Below are 2,261 nucleotides of genomic sequence, written 5' to 3' on the forward strand. Positions count from 1 at the left end.
CCAAATCGACGCCAACTCGAATACTCTTCATGGTGGACTCCTCTTTACCGTTGACTGGTGGTCGGAACTACCAGTCTGGCACCTAGATGCCGCTTAGGTGAGGAGGGGTCCATCCCATTGCTTACATCCTGCCGGCCCACCTGAATGGTGGACCGACAGGGACGAGTGCGCGCATTTAGACGGCAATGCCGGCTGGGTGCGCTGTGATGACTTCGAGTTTTGAACTGGAGTTATTTCAAACCGAGGTGCTCATCTAAACGTTTTTTGCTGTCCATCTCAAAGCGATATCTTTCTACCCAAAACCAAATAGATAAACACGTTGATCCAAATGCAAGAATACTCCCCAATATAAGCATACTCATGATTCTTTTCTCTCCTATATTTAGCCCGATATATTGGAATAAATATGCAAACCCAAGAAATGAGTAACAGCCAATTATTGACACCAGATACGAACGTAAATGTTGTAAAAATATAGGGTGGTGAATTACGAAGCAAAAAAAGGAACTCATTAATGTAAAGCCTGACTACCTTAATTCTTGCTGGCCCTGTTGCACAAATTCGATTTAACTTTGATTTTTATAGAAAAGCCAATGAAGAATTATCGACTCCCCACTTAAAGATCAACAAGTTAAATAAATTTGTGCGACAAGTTTCCATTGTCTCTTTTAAAATAACAAAATACCAGCCATGACTGTATTGACACTGACTGCTATCAAACCTAAAAGGAGATTGTAAATTGCCAAATAGCGCTCAAATCTTCCTGATGTGCTAATCTTTAATGCACAGCGAAGGCTATGGCGTTGATCAAATAGCCCTCCAATAAGCACCAAGCATGAACCAAAACCAACCACGTACCATCCCCATATTGCAGACAAAGAAGCCACAAATAGCAAAGTTTGTTGAAGCAACACAAGTACAACTGATACTCGTTGCCAAAATGGTGAGAGATTTTCACCGATTCGCATTTAAAACCTTTTCCTGTTATTAGAGGTGTTATTGACCCGTACGCCATTTTTTAAGTGGATCTACAATTTGTTCATCTACCTTAAAGAACAAATCAGCATTACCAACATATGGATCAACTTTTGAAGTTAACCCCCAAAGTGTCGGCTGAGAGATGGTTGCTTGACGGTTTACAGTTGTTACTACGGCTGGCTGAAGTAAAGCTGGTATAGCTGGATTTATTATCGCACCGCTCGCTAGACGCACATCTAATACCCGACCAGCAGCCAAACCCCAGGCCATATCAACAGCTACAGCAGCTCGTTCAGCTTCTGGTGATCCGCCACTTGCACGTACCGCCAATTCTAAAGCGCTACCTGGCATATATGCAGACTCGGAAGTAGCGCCTCTCAAGGAAGTAACAAAATTACTGAAATTCAAACCTAAGCCCACTGCACTTTTCGTTGTATATGCCGCACCAAAAGCAGTTAATGGGACACCAGCCCATTTTGTTAAGGTTGTAGGTTCTGGGGCCATAGTTAATGCAGCGCCCGTTACCGTCATTGCACCACCTGCTACAAATCCTAAGCTATCAGCAACCATACCAATTGCTGAAGTTAAACCCTTGTACTTAGGGTTTACTGAAGAGATTTGGTTATTAGTGTCACCGGAATAAATGCCTAATGCACGTGCGCGCTCAATAGTCGGACCAATTCTTAATCCGTCATATGTAGAAATGTAATTTTCTCTAGATACGTTAATTTGCGCTCTTGGTTCAGGTGTCACCATGTCCTGAAGCAGTGTAACGCCACTCTTTGTAAACGCGGTAACACCCTGCCTTACCTGGGAAGGCAAATCACCCAATGGGTTATTCAAGATACGGTCGCCAAGGGCGTTGGCGAAGGCGGCTTCACGTTGCCGGTTGCCAGCAACGACTCGAGCAACTTCTAGCTCGTGCTTGCGGGCGATCTCAGACTGCTTCGCAGCCGCTTGACCAAACCGTTGCCGGGTATAGGCGGCGTCTTCACCATTAAAGCCATAGTCCACGTCTGCTTCAGGCCGACCCGGTACGCGATACACATCGCTTGGTAAGTCTGGAATGTCATCCAACAGCCAGTTACGACCGGAAGCCCCACTCACCGGCGCTACGACCGGCTTGGCAGGCTCCACCCACTTACGACCATTCCCCGCAATGCTGTTGCCAAGCACATCACCGAAGATAGATTTTCCGGTCACGAGTTGTCGTACTAGAACCCTTCAAACATAGACGCCATGCGGCTTTTAACGCATCCATTGGCCTAAAACTGCCCAATGGA

General features: G+C 45.6%; 2 protein-coding genes. Both read right to left on the reverse strand.

Going from position 1 to position 2,261, the window contains the following annotated elements:
• Nucleotides 1-668: 668 nt before the first annotated feature.
• A complete protein-coding gene (locus CSQ89_RS22320) occupies nucleotides 669-968 on the reverse strand; it encodes a hypothetical protein (protein WP_139023082.1) in 300 nt (99 codons plus the stop codon).
• Between the two features lie 28 nt (nucleotides 969-996).
• Nucleotides 997-2,181 (reverse strand): hypothetical protein, encoded by a 1,185-nt coding sequence (locus CSQ89_RS21185; RefSeq protein WP_099407942.1) that lies wholly within the window; start codon nucleotides 2,179-2,181, stop codon nucleotides 997-999.
• Nucleotides 2,182-2,261 lie beyond the last annotated feature (80 nt).

The organism is Chitinimonas sp. BJB300, from assembly GCF_002735695.1.
GTDB lineage: Bacteria > Pseudomonadota > Gammaproteobacteria > Burkholderiales > Chitinimonadaceae > Chitinimonas.

Coding starts and splice junctions, on each gene's coding strand:
- CSQ89_RS22320 (WP_139023082.1), bottom strand. CDS start 968: ATGCGAATCGGTGAAAATCTCTCACCATTTTGGCAACGAGTATCAGTT.